General features: G+C 71.9%; 13 protein-coding genes. 3 read left to right on the top strand and 10 right to left on the bottom strand.

The annotated features are described in order from the left end of the window. Window positions 1-279: 279 nt before the first annotated feature. Window positions 280-966 (top strand): acyltransferase family protein, encoded by a 687-nt coding sequence (locus JJQ90_RS16590; protein ID WP_216877359.1) that lies wholly within the window; start codon window positions 280-282, stop codon window positions 964-966. Window positions 967-972: 6 nt separating this feature from the next. Here the strand turns inward: JJQ90_RS16590 and JJQ90_RS16595 are convergent, their stop codons facing one another. The 3 genes from JJQ90_RS16595 to JJQ90_RS16605 all read right to left on the bottom strand — a co-directional run bounded on the left by JJQ90_RS16595 (window position 973) and on the right by JJQ90_RS16605 (window position 3317). Beyond that, window positions 973-1146: a DUF1328 domain-containing protein gene (locus JJQ90_RS16595; protein ID WP_216877360.1), complete on the bottom strand. Its 174-nt coding sequence runs from the start codon at window positions 1144-1146 to the stop codon at window positions 973-975. Window positions 1147-1605: 459 nt separating this feature from the next. Beyond that, window positions 1606-2295 (bottom strand): cyclase family protein, encoded by a 690-nt coding sequence (locus JJQ90_RS16600; RefSeq protein WP_216877361.1) that lies wholly within the window; start codon window positions 2293-2295, stop codon window positions 1606-1608. Between the two features lie 20 nt (window positions 2296-2315). After that, entirely contained in the window at window positions 2316-3317 is a 1002-nt protein-coding gene (locus tag JJQ90_RS16605; RefSeq protein ID WP_216877362.1) for a Bug family tripartite tricarboxylate transporter substrate binding protein, read from the bottom strand. A 164-nt stretch (window positions 3318-3481) separates the two neighbouring features. Here JJQ90_RS16605 and JJQ90_RS16610 point away from each other — a divergent pair, with 164 nt between their 5' ends. Together JJQ90_RS16610 and JJQ90_RS16615 are read left to right on the top strand one after the other, a co-directional pair. Continuing rightward, window positions 3482-4312 (top strand): IclR family transcriptional regulator, encoded by an 831-nt coding sequence (locus JJQ90_RS16610; RefSeq protein ID WP_216877363.1) that lies wholly within the window; start codon window positions 3482-3484, stop codon window positions 4310-4312. Between the two features lie 20 nt (window positions 4313-4332). Then, window positions 4333-5706: an amidase gene (locus JJQ90_RS16615; protein ID WP_216877364.1), complete on the top strand. Its 1374-nt coding sequence runs from the start codon at window positions 4333-4335 to the stop codon at window positions 5704-5706. Here the strand turns inward: JJQ90_RS16615 and JJQ90_RS16620 are convergent, their stop codons facing one another. The 7 genes from JJQ90_RS16620 to JJQ90_RS16650 all read right to left on the bottom strand — a co-directional run bounded on the left by JJQ90_RS16620 (window position 5707) and on the right by JJQ90_RS16650 (window position 13732). After that, on the bottom strand, window positions 5707-6474 hold the full coding sequence (locus JJQ90_RS16620; protein WP_216877365.1) for a 3-ketoacyl-ACP reductase: 768 nt from the start codon (window positions 6472-6474) through the stop codon (window positions 5707-5709). Beyond that, window positions 6471-7601, bottom strand: coding sequence for an acyl-CoA dehydrogenase family protein (locus JJQ90_RS16625; protein WP_216877366.1), 1131 nt, complete (start codon window positions 7599-7601; stop codon window positions 6471-6473). Before JJQ90_RS16625 ends, JJQ90_RS16620 begins: the two co-directional genes overlap by 4 nt. Window positions 7602-7640: 39 nt before the next feature. Continuing rightward, window positions 7641-8951, bottom strand: coding sequence for an MATE family efflux transporter (locus JJQ90_RS16630; RefSeq protein WP_216877367.1), 1311 nt, complete (start codon window positions 8949-8951; stop codon window positions 7641-7643). Continuing rightward, on the bottom strand, window positions 8948-10651 hold the full coding sequence (locus JJQ90_RS16635; RefSeq protein WP_230410785.1) for a gamma-glutamyltransferase family protein: 1704 nt from the start codon (window positions 10649-10651) through the stop codon (window positions 8948-8950). Before JJQ90_RS16635 ends, JJQ90_RS16630 begins: the two co-directional genes overlap by 4 nt. Next, entirely contained in the window at window positions 10651-11643 is a 993-nt protein-coding gene (locus tag JJQ90_RS16640; RefSeq protein ID WP_216877369.1) for a Bug family tripartite tricarboxylate transporter substrate binding protein, read from the bottom strand. The genes JJQ90_RS16635 and JJQ90_RS16640 overlap by 1 nt, the downstream gene beginning before the upstream one ends. Window positions 11644-11748: 105 nt before the next feature. Next, window positions 11749-12723, bottom strand: a complete 975-nt coding sequence (locus JJQ90_RS16645; RefSeq protein ID WP_216877370.1) for a Bug family tripartite tricarboxylate transporter substrate binding protein — start codon at window positions 12721-12723, stop codon at window positions 11749-11751. 79 nt (window positions 12724-12802) lie between these two features. Further along, window positions 12803-13732, bottom strand: coding sequence for a TraB/GumN family protein (locus tag JJQ90_RS16650; RefSeq protein WP_216877371.1), 930 nt, complete (start codon window positions 13730-13732; stop codon window positions 12803-12805).

Raw genomic sequence — 13732 nt, forward strand, 5'->3', positions numbered from 1 at the left:
TTCAAACCCTGCGGCTTCGCAAGGCGACTCGGAAAATGCGTTGGAGCAGGAGGCTGGAGCCGTTTCACCGTCTTCGCTTTCGGTGAAACGGGTCTAGGCGGCGCGGCACAGCGCGATCGCGGATCCGGACATTCCGTTCGGGCTGTTGAACGCGACAGCGAAGCTGTCCTTCGCGCGGAACAGGACCGAACGGTCCGCTCGCCGGGCGGTTCTGATGTGCACAGGGGCGATGCAGCGCCACGCGCTCGCCCGACACATCCACAGGAGCCCGCATTGCCTATGCCCGCCCAGTCCTCGCGGCTGACCGAACTCGATGCCTTGCGGGGCGTGGCCGCGGTCGTGCTGCTGCTGCATCACGCCTGGCTGCTGCTGCCGCGCGCGCCGGGCGATGCGCTGGGCGCGGTGGACTGGCTGCTCGAGGAAACACCGCTCCGCAGCCTGGCCCTGGGCCGCCCGGCGGTGATCTTCTTCTTTCTCCTGAGTGGCTACGTGCTGGTCTTCGGGCTGATGCGGCGCCCGACGCCCTGGCTGGCCTTCGCCGTGCAACGTGCCTTGCGCCTGGCGCCGCCGGTGGTTCTGTCCGTGCTGGTGTCCTGGCTGCTGTGGCAGATGACCTGGACCGGCCCGCTGCCGGATGAACTGCCCGACTTTGCCGCGGCCACCTGGGCCAATGCGCCGACGGGCGATGCCGTGCTGCGGCAGGCCATGCTGCTCAACACAGATCCGGATAACGGGCTGAACCCGGTGCTCTGGTCGCTGGTGCATGAATGGCGCATCGGGTTGCTGCTGCCGCTGTCGCTCGCCGCGGCGATTCTCCTGCACTGGGCGGCGGAACAGCCGGCGCAGCATCTGGCCCGGGAGCCTGCAGGCGAAAACCGCCCGATAGCCGTGGCAAAGCCGGCACAGCCCCTCATCCGGGGCCGCGCCGGCCAGTCCGGGCCGCAAGGGTGCGGCCCGGTGCCTTGATCGGGCCTAGGTGACCTTCTTGTAGATCGTCAAACCCAGGACGAACAGGATCACGGCGATGATGATGGCCAGCCAGAACAGGAGCTTGGCAATCTCGATGGCCGCTCCGGCCAGGCCCCCGAAGCCAAGCACGGCAAGCACCAGCGCCACGACGGCGAATATGACGGCCCATTTGATCATTTCAGCATCCTCGTCGGTTGTGTGCATCCTGAACGGGCCCTGAGGACCTTGGTTCTGCCCCCGCGCATGCTTTCCACGCGGCGACGCGGCCCGATGCATCACGTCCCGGGAGATTGATCGACACGTTCGTCCGCACGCGGCCTGCGCGCCGCCGCGGACAGCAGCGACGCCCAGGCCCCCGGGTCCTGCGGTGCCAGCAGGCGGAGATCCGGATTGGGGAGCCCGATGTCGGCCGCGAGAGCTTGCTGCGCCCTTGCGCTGAAGGAGCCGGAGCCGACCGAACCAGGCCGTCGCGATGACGGGCCGTAGCGCAGCGGCGATCGCGCGTGGATGGTCGCTCGCCGCGATCTCCGCCTCACCGCGCGGCAGCATGGCCCGGCAGCGGCATCAATCCGGCCTTGGCCTTGAAGCCCCCGCATGTCGCGGCGGGCTTCAGGCCTCTGGCAGGATCCCGGCCGATCAGGGGAACATCGCGACCGCGCGGATCGGGCTGGCGGTGCCGCCGCGGATGCGCAGGGGGAAGCCGATGAAGGTGAAGCGGCCCCGGCCCAGCAGCTTGTCCAGGTTGGCGAGGCATTCCATGTGGGTGATGCCGAGTTCGGCGCAGGCCATATGCGCCTGGAAATTCGGCTCACCCTCCGGTGCCGGGCTGATCGCCTCCACGCCGAACATGCCGATGCCCTGGCCCGCCAGCCAATGGATCGCCGGCAGCGACAGGCCCGGGAAGTCATGCGCATAGCCGGGCTTGCCGAGCAGCCGGTCGTTGGTCCCCATGTGGATCAGCACCGTGTCGCCGGGGCGGATCGTCTCCCCGGATTTCGCCACCGCCGCCTGCACCTCCTCCAGCGTCGCCGCCGTCTTCAGCGGCAGGTGCGAGAGGTCGATGCAGAAGGCGGAGGTGTAGAACTTCTCCAGCGGCACCTGGTCGATCGACAGCGCATCGGGGCGCGGGTCGAAATGCACCGGCGCATCCACATGCGTGCCGGCATGGTCGCTGAAGGCGATCGACAGCGCCTTGCTGGTGAAGGTGGTGTTGCCGGCGCGCTTCGGTTCCGAATGGTCGTTCCAGACCGTCATCACCACCGGGGGGTGGGAGGGATGGGTCTGGGTGCGGTGAAAGATCTCGCGGCTGAGATCGACGAATTCCATGGTTCTGTTTCCTCTCGGGGTCAGCTGATGCGGATGCCGGCGCGGCGGATCACCGCCCCCCAGCGTGCGCGGTCGGCGGCGACATGGGCGGCGAGGTCGGCGCGCGCCACGGGAAGCGGATCGCATCCCATCTCGTTCAGGCGGTTGGCGACGGCGGGCTGGGCGACGGTCGCCTCGAAGCCCTCGCCGAGCCGCGCCGCGATCGCATCCGGCGTGCCGGGTGGGGCGAACAGCGCATAGTACAACACCGCCTCATAGTCGTTGAAGCCGGACTCGGTCAGGGAAGGCACCTGCAGCAGCCGGGCGTGGCGCGTGGTGGTGGTGACGGCGAGCGCGCGCACGGCGTCGTTCTGGATATGCGGCAGGGCGGTCGGCATGGTGTCGATCATCATGTCGATCTGCCCGGCGAGCACGGCGGCCGTGGCGGGGGCCGTGCCGCGGAAGGGGATGTGGTTCAGCTCGATGCCCGCATGGGCTTCCAGCAGCATCATCGCCAGGTGCCCGCCCGTGCCGATGCCGGCGGTGCCGTAGGTGAGCTGGGCAGGACGCGCCTTGGCCAGCGCGATCAGCTCCGGCACCGAGCGCGCGGCGAGGCTCGGGCGGACGTAGAGCACCTGCGCGACATTCCCCACCGAGGCGATCGGCACCATCGTCGCCGGGTCCAGGCCGGGATTCTCGCGGATTTCCGGATTGATGGAATGGGTGGACTGGTTGCCCATCAGCAGGGCGTAGCCATCCGGCGGGCTGCGCATCACCGCCTCCGTCCCGATGGTGCCGCCGCCGCCGGAGCGGTTCTCGACCACGACGTTCTGGCCGAACGCCGCGCGCGCGGCCTCCGCCACCACGCGCGACATCACATCGGCGGCGCCGGCCGGCGGGAAGGGCACGATCAGGCGCAGGGTGCGGTTCGGAAAGCCCTGGCCCTGGGCATGGGCGAGGCCCGGCACGAAGGCGGGACCGGCCATGAGGGCACTGGCCAGCAGGGCGCGGCGATGGAGGGTGGCGTGGCGAGGGTCAGGCATGGTGAGCATCTCCCGGTCCGAGATTGGCCGAGCGACGGGGCATTTTCCTTGCAGCGTGGCGGTGCGGCTGGGAGTCCACCATGTGGACCATGAAGCGACCGCCATCCTTGTTGCCATGTATGCTTGCCGCTGCATGAGCAAGGATTCAACCGGGTTTCCGTATTGTGGACTCTGACCTGAACCCTGCCGCCCCATCCGCGCCGCCGGCGCGCGACGGGGCGCAGACCATCCACCGCGTCGCGGCGCTGCTGCGGGAGATCGCGGCCGCGCGCGGCCAGAGCGCCTCCCTCGGCGCCCTCGCGGTCGCCACCGGCCTGGCGCGCCCCACCGTGCACCGCATCCTCCAGGCGCTGGTCGGGGAGCAGATGCTGGCGCAGGAGGCTTCGGGAAAGACCTACCGGCCCGGGCCGCTGCTGTATGAGCTGGGCCTCGCCGCCGCGCCGCGCCTCGACCTGCGGGCGCTGTGCCGGCCGAGCCTGGAGCGGCTGGCGGAGCAGAGCGGCGACAGCGTCTACCTCACCATCCGCAGCGGAGAGGATGCGCTGTGCCTGGATCGCTGCGAGGGCACCTTCCCGATCAAGGCGCTGCCGCTGGAGATCGGCAACCGCCGGCCGCTGGGTGTCGGCGCCGGCGCGCTGGCGGTGCTGGCCGGAATGCCGCCGGCGGAGGCCGAGCTGGCCCTGGCCGGCAATGCCGTCCGCTTCCCGCGCTACCGCCTGACCGACGCCAAGGTGCGGGAGGCTTTGGAACAGGCGCGGCGCGACGGCTATTCCGTCAGCACCGGCCGCTTCGTGGCGCGCTATCGCGGCGTCGCCGCGCCGGTGCCGGTCCCGCCGCATCGCGGCGTGCCGGCGGCCTCGCTCTCGGTGGTGGCGATCTCGGAACGGCTGGCGCCGCCCCGGCTGGAACGGGTGGCGCGGCTGCTGCTGCGCGAGGCCGCCGCGCTGGCGGTGCTGCTGACGCGATCCGCCCTGGCCGATGGCCGCGCGATATGATGACGGATGAGGAGCGCCCGATGACCCTGACCCTGTTCCCCCGCGACACCGCGGCCGGCATGGCGGCACGACTGGCCGACGGCACGGTGACGCCGGAGGCGCTGCTGCGAACCTGCCTCGACCGCATCGCGGCGCTGGACGGCACCCTGCATGCCTGGGTGCATCTGGACCCGGAGGGTGCGGCCCGGGCGGCCGCGGCCTCGGGGACGCGGCACCGCGCCGGGGTGGCGCTGGGGCCGCTGGATGGCGTGCCGGTCAGCGTGAAGGACAATCTGCATGTCGCGGGGATGCCGGCGCGCTGGGGCAGCCGCTTCTTCGCCGATTTCGTGCCGGCGCAGGATGACATCGTGGTGGAGCGGCTGCGCGCCGCCGGCGCGATGATCCTCGGCAAGACCAGCACGCCGGAATTCGCCCTGTCGGGCCGCTGCTTCAGCCCCCTGACCGGCCATACCCGCAACCCGCTGGACCCGGCGCTGACGCCGGGCGGATCGAGCGGCGGGGCGGTGGCGGCGGTCGCCGCCGGCATGGTGCCGCTGGCGATCGCCACCGATGCCGGCGGCTCCACCCGCCTGCCGGCGGGCTATACCGGCCTGGTCGGGCTGCGGCCTTCCAATGGCCGCATCGCGCGGCGGCACGGCTTTCCGGCCATGGCGCTGGATTTCCAGGCGGTGGGGCTGATCGCGGCGACCCTGGCGGATCTGCGGCTGCTTTATGCGGCGGTGGCGGGGCCGGATGCGCGCGACCCGACCTCCCAGCGCCAGCCGCCGGAGCCCATGGCCGGGCCGGGCCGGCGCCCGAGGATCGGCTGCTGCGCGGCCATCGAGGGGGAGCTGGTGGACCCGGCGGTGCGACAGGCCGTGGCGGAGTCGGCCGCGCGCCTCGCGGCGCAGGGCTGCGAGGTGGTGCCCTGCACCGTCCCCTACGACCTGGCGGCGCTGCGCGACATCTGGGGCGTGCTGACGGCGGCGGGCGTCGCCCGCATGGCCGCCCGCTTCCCGGCGCGATGGGAGGCCGAGGCGAGCGATTCCCTGAAGCCCATGGCGCGGCGCGGCGCGGCCATGCCGGCGGCCGAATATGTCGAGGCGCTGGACCGGCTCGCGACCTTCCGTGCCGATGTCTCGGCGCGCTGGGGCGCGCATGATGCCCTGCTGCTGCCGAGCGCGGCGGCGCCCGCCTGGCCGGTGGAGCAGGAATTCCCCGCCATCATCGACGACCAGCCGGGCCATGCGCGCGCCCAGAATGTCTTCGCCACCTGGGTGAATGCGATGGGCTGGCCGGGCTTGACCGTGCCGGGCCAGCCGCATCCCGATGGCCGGCCGATCGGCGTGCAACTGGTCGGCAGCCATGGCAGCGAGGCGCTGCTGTTCGATCTGGCGCAGCGCCTCGTCGGCTGACTACAGCCGGTGCATGTGCAGCCCGCCATCGATGTGGAAGGCATCGCCGGTCGAGAAGGGAATCGCCCCCGTCACCAGCGCGGCGATGGCATTGCCGACATCCTCCGCCTCGCCCCAGCGGCGGACCGGGGACAGGCCCTCGGCGATGCGCTGGTCGTAGCGGGCGGTGACGGCGGCGGTCATGTCGGTGCGGATCACGCCGGGGCGGATGTCGTAGACGGGCACGCCTTCCTCCGCCATGCGGATGGCGAAGCAGCGCGCCACCATGCTGACGGCGATCTTGCTGGCGCTGTATTCGGCGCGATCGGCACTCGCCATCAGGGCGTTGGCGGAAGAGACGAAGACCAGCGCGCGGTTGCCCCGCAGCGGCGCCCCCGCCGCCACCATCCGCCGCGCCACGTTCTGCGAGACGAAGAAGGGCGCGCGGGTGTTGATGTCGAGGCAGCGGTCCCAGGAGGCGCGGGAGACGTCGAGCAGATCGCCGCGCTGCAGGGCGCCGACGCCGGCATTGTTCACCAGTGCCTCCACCCCGCCCCATAGGCCCCAGGCCCATGCGACCATGGCATCGACGGCGTCGAGGTCCGACACATCGCAGAGATGCCAGGCGAAGCGCCCGCCGGCCGCTTCCACCGCCGCGCCGGTTTCGGCAAAACCGTCCTCGCCAAGGTCGCAGCCGAGCACGTCATAGCCCTTCTGCGCCAGCGCCACGCAACTCGCCCGGCCGATGCCACGGCGCGCGCCGGTGACCAATGCGACGGGGCGCGTCATGCCAAAATCTCGCGTGCCATGATGACCCTTTGAATCTGATTGGTGCCTTCGTAGATCTGCGTGATCTTCGCGTCGCGATACAGCCGCTCCACCACCACGCCGCGGATATAGCCGCTGCCGCCATGGATCTGCACGGCATCGGCGGTGCGGGCTACGGCGGCATCACTGGCGAAGCACTTGGCCATGCTGGCCTCCAGCGTCACGCGGCGGCCCGCATCCATGCCCTGCGCGGCATCGCGCACCAGCAGGCGGGCGGCATGCGCGTCCTTCGCCATGTCGGCGATCAGAAAGCGGATGGCCTGCTGCTCCGCGATGGGTTTGCCGAACTGCACGCGCTGTTTCGCGTAGCTGACGCTTTCCTCCAGCGCGCGTTGCAGGATGCCGAGCGCCAGGGCGGCGATGCCGATGCGGCCCTTGTCGAGCACCGACATCATCATGTGGAAGCCGCGCCCTTCCGGCCCCAGCAGCGCATCGCCTGGCAGACGCACATCCGAAAAGCGCAGGCCGCCGACCGGGGAGGCGCGTTGCCCCATCTTGTGTTCCTTGCGCAGCCGCTCCACGCCCGGCGCGTTCAGATCGGCCAGGAAGATCGACATGCCACGATGCCCGGCGGCGGGATCGGTGCGCGCCAGCACCGCGGCGAAATCCGCGCGCGGGGCCATGTGGATCCACATCTTCTCGCCATTCAGCACCCAGTCGGAGCCGTCGCGACGCGCCGTCGTCTTCAGGTTCGCCAGGTCCGACCCGGCCTCCGCCTCGGTCAGCGCATAGGCGCAGCTTGTCTCGTAGCGCAGCAGCGGAGTCAGGTAGCGCGCCTGCTGGGCCGGGGTGCCGTGTTCGGACAGCAGCGTGCCCAACAGCTCCACCAGCCCCACCTGGTCCGCCACGCTGGCATAGCCGCGCGACAATTCCTCCATGACGATGGCATAGGCCTGGACGCCGGCCTCGGCACCGCCCAGCGCCTCCGGCACCGTCATGCCGAGCAGGCCGAGCCCGCCCAGGGCGCGGTAGATATCGGCGGGAAAGCTCTCGTTCTCGTCCAACTCGGCGGCGCGTGGCGCGACCTCGCTCTCGGCGAAGCGGCGCGCGGTGTCGCGCAGCGCGGCAAGTTCCCCTGATTCGGCCAAGGATGCGTTTCCCCCAATTCTTGGGGGTATCCTGCCGCGTCAGCCGCGCGCCCGCCAGACCGCCGGGCGCACGCCCAGCGCCGTGACCAGCCCATAGGCGGTGATGCCCAGCGCCACGCCGAGGAAATGCCCCTCGATGCCCATGCCCAGCGGCCCCGCCAGCAGCCATCCCCCGCCCACCGCCAAGGCGAGGCGGGACAAGGCGCCCGCCACCGGATAGCCCATCCGCCCCGCGCCCTGACTGGCGAAATACAGCGCCATGCCGAGGCCGAAGCCGCCAAAGGCGAAGCCGACATAGCCGAGCCCGCGCGCCGCGATCGCCACCACGGCGGGATCGCTGGTGAAGAGCGACGCCACCTGCACCGGCAGCAGCGCCACCAGCAACCCGGCCGCGCTGGTCAGCGCCAGCGCCAGCGCCGCGCCGGTCCAGGCGAGCGCGCGGGCCTCCGCCCAATCGCCGGCACCCGCGGCGCGGCCGACCAAAGCTGTCAGCGCCGATCCGATGCCGAAGGCCAGCGGGATCATCAGGAATTCCAGCCGGGCCGAAATGCCATAGGCCGCGACCGCCACCGCCCCATGCGCCGCCATCTGCGCGGTCACCAGGATGGTGGCGAGGTTGGCGATCACCGCCAGCCCGCTCGCCACCAGCCCCACCGACAGGATCTTTGAGAAGACCTCCGCCTGGGGTCGCATGCGCAGCGTCGGCACGAAGCCGGCGCCGCCGCGCAGTACGACGATGCCCATGGCCAGCGTCGCCACCCAGAAGACCAGCGCCATCGCCGCGCCCAGTCCGGCCAGGCCCATGCCGAAGGGCTCCGCCAGCGCCCAGCCGGTGAAGGGCAAAGCGAGCCAGGCCAGGACCAGCACCCGCGCCGCCAGCGCATGCCGCCCGCCGCCGCGCAGGACGGAGGCCAGCGTATTGGTCATCCAGACCGGCACCGCCCCCAGCCCGAACAGCCACATGGCATAGGGCGCCGCCGCCTCCGCCGCCGCGGCGCCGCCGATGGCGCCCAGGATGGCGCGCGGGAACAGGCCGAGCGGGATGGCGAAGATCAGCCCGGCGGCCAGCGCGATCAGCGCCGAATGCAGCACCATGGCGGAAGCTTCCTCCCGCCGTCCGCCACCCAGGGCGCGGGCGATGGCCGAAACCACGCCGCCGCCCATGGCGCCGGTCGACATCATCTGCATCAGCAGCACGAAGGGCAGGGCCGTGGCCCAGCCCGCCAGCGCCGCCGTGCCCTGCCGCGCCGCGAGCCAGGTTTCGGAGAGCTGCCCGGTGACCTGCAGGATCGCCACCAGCGCGGTCGGCGCCGCCAGCGCCCCGATGCGCCGCAGCCTTGCGCCCATCATATCGCGATGGCGGCGGCGGGCCGGCGAGGGTCGGCGGCGGCGGAGATCAGCCCGCGCGCCGGGTCCTTGCGCACCAGCTCGACACAGCCGGCCAGCCAGGTGCGTTCCGGCCAGAGCCGTATGACATGGCCGCGCGCGGCCAGCGCATCCCGCGTTGCCTCCGGGATGCGCGATTCCACCGCGAGGCGGGCCGGGAAATGGTCATGCGGGGCGCTGGTGCCGGGGAAGGCGTAGCTGGCGACGCGGGGCGCCTCCACCGCCGCCTGGGGCGACATGCCGTGGACGAACAGGTTCATCAGCACCTGCAACAGCGCCTGCGGCTGCACGTCATTCCCCGGCGAGCCGAAGGGCATGACGCTGCCATCCGCGCCCAAAGCCAGCGCCGGCATCGGCGTCAGCCGCGGTCGCCTGCCGGCCGCGAGACCCGCCGGATGCGCCGGGTCCGTGCGGTTCTGCGAGCCGCGGTTCGACGGCACGAAGCCCAGCCCCGGCACCACCGGGCTGGACCAGGAGGCATCGGACGGCGCGGAGGAAAACGCCCCGCCCCAGCGATCCACCACCGCGACATAGGAGGTTCCGGCCTCCACCGGCGGATCGGCGGCCTCCGATGCCGGTGGCACCGCTTGGCCGCGCCCGATCAGCGGCGCCATCATGCCCGGATGGGCGCGGGCCGGGTCGATGGCAGCCACGCGCGCCGCGACATGCGCATCCGACAGCATCTCGGCCAGCGGCACATCGACGAAGTCGGGATCGCCGACATGGTGTTCCCGATCGGCGAAGGCGATCTTCAGCACCTCTGCCAGCAGATGCAGATAGTCGGGGGAGTTGTGCGGCAGTTCCGCCAGCCCGGCACGCTCCGCCATGCGCAGCGCCTGAAGCAGAGTCGGCCCCTGGCACCAGGGGCCGCCCGTGAAGATCTGCCGGCCGCGCCATTGCACGCTGACCGGCGGCAGCACGGGGCAACGAAACGCGGCAAGATCGTCGCGGGACAGCCAGCCGCCCTCGGCCTGGATGAAATCCGCCATGCGCCGGGCGATGTCGCCGCGATAGAAGGCGTCCCGCGCCGCCTCCAGCCCCGCCACGCGATCGGCGCCACGCGCCCGGGCGGCGCGTTCCTCATCCACCATGAAGCGCAGCGTGGCAGCGAGGTCGGCCTGCACGAACAGCTCGCCTTCCTCCGGCGCCCTGTCGTTGGGCAGGTAGATGGCGGCGTTCTGTGGCCAGCGGCGATACTCCGCCGCGTGATTGGCGATGTTCTCCGCCAGCAGCGGATAGACCGCGAAACCCTCCGCCGCGAAGCGGATCGCATGTTCGGCGATCTCGGCAAAACCCATGCTGCCGTGGCGCTGCAGCGCGGTGATCCAGGCGCAGGGCGCGGCGGGCACCACGGTGCGCAACACGCCCGCCGGCATTTTGGCGCCATGCTCGCGCTGGAAGAATTGCGCATCGGTCGCCGCCGGCCAGGGGCCGACGCCGGCGATGGTCTCCACCATGCCTGCCGCCGTGCGCAGCGTGATGGGCGCGACGCCGGCGATGCTCACCAGATCCGGATGCAGCACGCCCAGCGCGAGGCCGGCCGCGCAGCCCGCATCCACGGCATTGCCGCCCGCCTCCAGCACCGCGAAGCCGGCGGCACTCGCCAGGTAGTGCCCCGCCGAGACGGCGTGGCGCGTGCCGCTGACCGTCTCTCTGGTCAGCATCACTCCACCTGCACCCCCGCCTGCCGCGCCACCTGCGTCCAGCGGGCGATCTCCGGCGCGATGATGGCGCGGAATTCGGCGGGCGAGCTGATGATGGGCTTGATACCGATATTGGCGATCCGCTCCGCGAAGCCCGGCAGGGCCGCGACCTGGGCGATGGCGGAGCCCAGCTCGCTGACGATGTTGGGCGGCGTGCCGGCCGGCACCACGAAGCCGAGCCAGCCGCTGGCGCTGTAGCCGGTCAGCCCGACCTCGGCGAAGGTCGGCACGTCCGGCAGCAGCGGGTCGCGCGTGACGCCGGTTGTCGCCAGGGCGCGCGCCGCGCCGTCCCGCACCGCCGTCATCACGGAATTCACCGTGTTGAAGGTCATGTCCACCTGCCCGCCGAGCATATCCGTCACCGCCTGCGGGCTGCCGCGATAGGGCACGTGCAGGATGTCCACGCCCGCCATCTGCTTGAAGAACTCGGCCGCCATATGGGTGGAGGTGCCCGTGCCGGCGGAGGAATAGCTCAGCGCCCCCGGCCGCGCCTTGGCCGCCGCCAGCAGGTCCGCGACGCTGCGAAAGGGGGATGCGGTGCGCACCACCAGCGCGCTGTCATTGGCGCCGACCAGCGCCACCGGATCGAAGCTGGCCACCGGGTCGTAGGGCAGGCTGGCACGGATCGCCGGGTTGATGGCCAGGACGGAGGAATTGGCCATCAGGATGGTATAGCCATCCGCCGGGGATCGCGCCGCGGCCTCCGTGCCGATGATGCCGCTGGCGCCGGCGCGGTTCTCGATCACCACCGGCTGGCCGAGCAGCTCCGTCAGCCGCTGGCCATAGGCGCGGGCCAGCAGATCGGTGCCGGCACCGGGCGGATAGGGCACGATGATCCGCAAAGCGCGGTTCGGCCAAGGCGGGGTCTGCGCCCGGAGCGATGTCCAAGGCTTTGCGGCCAGGGCCGTGAAGGCGGCGGCGGCGAGCAGGCCGCGCCGGGGAAGCTGGGTCATCCGCGATCCCTCATCGATATGTGCCCTGACATGCTGGCACCCCGATGCTGCGACGCGAAGGGGGGCTGCGATGCCAATGCGCGGCACCCCCGATGCCGGGAGGGTTCAGCTCGGCGTCACGCCCGCCGCGCGCACCACAGGCGCCCAGCGCGCGGCCTCGGCGGCGACGAATTCGCCAATCTTCGTGGGGCTCATGTCACCGAGGGAGACCACGCCGATGCTCTCCAGCCGCGCCTTCACCGCCGCATCGGCCAGCGCCGCCTGCAATTCCGCGTTCAGTCGCGCGGCGATGGCCGGGTCCAGCCCGGCAGGCGCCGCCATCAGGAACCAGTTGGTGGAGACGGAGCCCGGGAAGCCCGACTGCACCAGCGTCGGCGTCTCCGGCAGCGCCGAGACCCGTTCCGGCGAGGAGACTGCCAGCGCCTTCAGGCTGCCGGCGCGGATCGCCGCGGCATTGGCGCCGGAGGTGTCCCAGAGCGAGGTGGTGTTGCCGCCCATGACATTCTGCTGCGCCTCCGCCGCGCCGCGGAAGGGCACATGCAGCATCTGCACCCCGGCCTCCATCCCCCACATCACCCCGGTCAGATGCCCGACCGAGCCGACGCCGGAGGAACCGAAGGAGACCGTCTCCGGCGCCCGCGCCGCCATGGCCCGGTAGTCGGCCAGGCTGTTCATCGGGCTGTCGCCCTTCACCGCGCAGACGATCGGCGCGCCGCCGAGCATGCTGACCCAGGAAAAGGCACGCTGCGGGTCATAGGCCAGGTTGCGGAACAGCGACGGCGCGACCGCCAGAGGCCCGGTGTTGGAAACCAGCAGCGTGTGCCCATCGGCGACGCCGCGCGCGGCTTCGGCGGTGGCCACTGTGCCGCCCGCGCCGGGCTTGTTCTCGATGACGAAGGGCCGGCCGAAGGCGCGTTCCAGACGCTCCGTCAGCGGGCGGATGATCAGGTCGCTGGTGCCGCCCGGGGCATAGGGGTTGAGGATGCGCACCGGCCGGTTCGGCCAGGGCGCCTGGGCCAAAGCGGGGGCGGCGAGCGGTGCGGCCATGGCGGCGGCGAGGAGCTGGCGGCGGGTGGTCATCATGTCTCTCCGGCGTTGCAGGGCCGGTACGATGCAATCCGCGTGCCGACCAGCGGGGCACGCTCCGCGTGCCGGGGGCTCAGCCCGCCGGCCGCAGTGTCGGGATGCGGACCGGGGTGACCGTGAAGCCCTGCTGCCGCAGCAGGGCAACCACGCCGCGCGGCCCGGCGGCATGGGCGGCGCCGATGGCCACCACCAGACTTTCGCGGGGCAGTCGTGCCGCCAGCCGCCGCGCCATCACCTGGTTGCGCGCATCCAGCATCTGCCGGGCGAAGGCGTCGCGCAGCATCGGGTCGGAGTCCATCGGCGCCAGCATGCGGGCGCGCAGCCGGTCGAAATCCCCGGCCAGAAGGGCCTGGAGCATCAGAGCATCGAGCGGGGCGAGATCGGCCTGCGCCGCGCCGCCGCCCAGCATCTCCCGCGCCATCCGCGACACCAGCCGCAGCACCGCATCGCCACCCATGCCCCGCAGCGCCAGCAGCATCTCGCGCCGTGTCTCCAGCCCCTGGATAGGGACGCCGCGCCGCTGGGCGAGAAGGCGCAGCCAGGGATCGCCGCCGGAGGCTGTGCCGGCGCCCTCCGATGCCGGTGGGGCAGGCAGGCCGGGGCAGGGCGCCGCCGGGGGCTGGCTTGCGGCCAGCAGCGCCAGGAACAGGCCGAGCGGGCTCAGCGGTTCGTGGATCAGCCGGGTGCAGGCCGTCGCCGCCTCCAGCAGCCGGCGCTCGGCGGGCGGGAGGGGGTCGAGCACCCCGAAGCCGGGCGGGGCGCGCAGCAGGTCGCTGACATCCTCCGCATCCTCCACCGATTCCAGCAGCAATGCGCTGCGACCTTCGAAGATCGCGGGGTCCGGCGGCAGCAGCCCGACCTCCGGCTGATGCGAGCCGGGGATCAGCAGGGAGGCGGGGGCCTCGCGGCCGGCCGGGGTGATGCGGAAGGCCGCGAGGCTCTCCGGCTCGGCGCGCGATGGCGATGCGGCCAGCAGCAGGGCAAAAAGGACAAGCCAGCGCAT

Origin of the sequence: Falsiroseomonas oleicola, from assembly GCF_019029495.1 — a bacterium.
GTDB classification, from domain to species: domain Bacteria; phylum Pseudomonadota; class Alphaproteobacteria; order Acetobacterales; family Acetobacteraceae; genus Falsiroseomonas; species Falsiroseomonas oleicola.

Excerpts from the sequence above, each read along its gene's own strand:
- JJQ90_RS16590 (WP_216877359.1), top strand. The coding sequence starts at position 280 with ATGCCCGCCCAGTCCTCGCGGCTGACCGAACTCGATGCCTTGCGGGGC.
- JJQ90_RS16595 (WP_216877360.1), bottom strand. The coding sequence starts at position 1,146 with ATGATCAAATGGGCCGTCATATTCGCCGTCGTGGCGCTGGTGCTTGCC.
- JJQ90_RS16600 (WP_216877361.1), bottom strand. The coding sequence starts at position 2,295 with ATGGAATTCGTCGATCTCAGCCGCGAGATCTTTCACCGCACCCAGACC.
- JJQ90_RS16605 (WP_216877362.1), bottom strand. The coding sequence starts at position 3,317 with ATGCCTGACCCTCGCCACGCCACCCTCCATCGCCGCGCCCTGCTGGCC.
- JJQ90_RS16615 (WP_216877364.1), top strand. The coding sequence starts at position 4,333 with ATGACCCTGACCCTGTTCCCCCGCGACACCGCGGCCGGCATGGCGGCA.
- JJQ90_RS16620 (WP_216877365.1), bottom strand. The coding sequence starts at position 6,474 with ATGACGCGCCCCGTCGCATTGGTCACCGGCGCGCGCCGTGGCATCGGC.
- JJQ90_RS16630 (WP_216877367.1), bottom strand. The coding sequence starts at position 8,951 with ATGATGGGCGCAAGGCTGCGGCGCATCGGGGCGCTGGCGGCGCCGACC.
- JJQ90_RS16635 (WP_230410785.1), bottom strand. The coding sequence starts at position 10,651 with ATGCTGACCAGAGAGACGGTCAGCGGCACGCGCCACGCCGTCTCGGCG.
- JJQ90_RS16640 (WP_216877369.1), bottom strand. The coding sequence starts at position 11,643 with ATGACCCAGCTTCCCCGGCGCGGCCTGCTCGCCGCCGCCGCCTTCACG.
- JJQ90_RS16645 (WP_216877370.1), bottom strand. The coding sequence starts at position 12,723 with ATGACCACCCGCCGCCAGCTCCTCGCCGCCGCCATGGCCGCACCGCTC.
- JJQ90_RS16650 (WP_216877371.1), bottom strand. The coding sequence starts at position 13,732 with ATGCGCTGGCTTGTCCTTTTTGCCCTGCTGCTGGCCGCATCGCCATCG.